The sequence below is a fragment of the Photorhabdus hindustanensis genome (assembly GCF_002968995.1).
GTDB lineage: Bacteria > Pseudomonadota > Gammaproteobacteria > Enterobacterales > Enterobacteriaceae > Photorhabdus > Photorhabdus akhurstii.
In genome coordinates, this window is record NZ_PUWT01000200.1 from 1 (window position 1) to 524 (window position 524).

The window sequence follows — 524 nt, forward strand, 5'->3', positions numbered from 1 at the left end:
ACTCAAGTTCGGTCATGTGATCGAATACTTGCGCTTGCAGCTCATAGCTGTAGCTCATTGCCATCAAACAGGATTCACGCTTGGGGAATCGATAGCATGGCAGCTCACGACCAGTACTGTCTTTGTACTGAGCGGAAAATTTCGCTGAGTGTTCCTCACCCAACACTTTTGGGACTTTCTTGAGAAAATCTTTGTGTTGTAGCCTCTTGTATTTCTTGCATGGAAATGAAAGCCCTTCCGCCTCTGCTTTGGCCTTCCTTTCGGCATTGATGTAATCAACCATTTCAAGGCTGGTCATTGTTGGAGCTTCGGTTACAGATGAATGTGTTTTGACTGTTAATGTGCTCATTTGCGTATACCTTTAGAGATGAACCTTTGCCGCATAGGAAACCAGCCCACCGAGGCTCGCCAGCCATAGCCGGTATCCTCAAAGGCTCATTTCTAAACGGTTCGGTGTGGATTGCGCTGCGGTGCGCGGTGAAATACGGATATAAAAAAGCCTCGCAATCGCGGGGCTGTTACTG

Annotated in this window: 1 pseudogene; it reads right to left on the minus strand. The window is 47.7% G+C overall.

The window, feature by feature from the left end:
• Positions 1-349 (minus strand): annotated as a pseudogene (locus C6H66_RS25335) (Rha family transcriptional regulator); the annotation flags it as partial.
• Positions 350-524 lie beyond the last annotated feature (175 nt).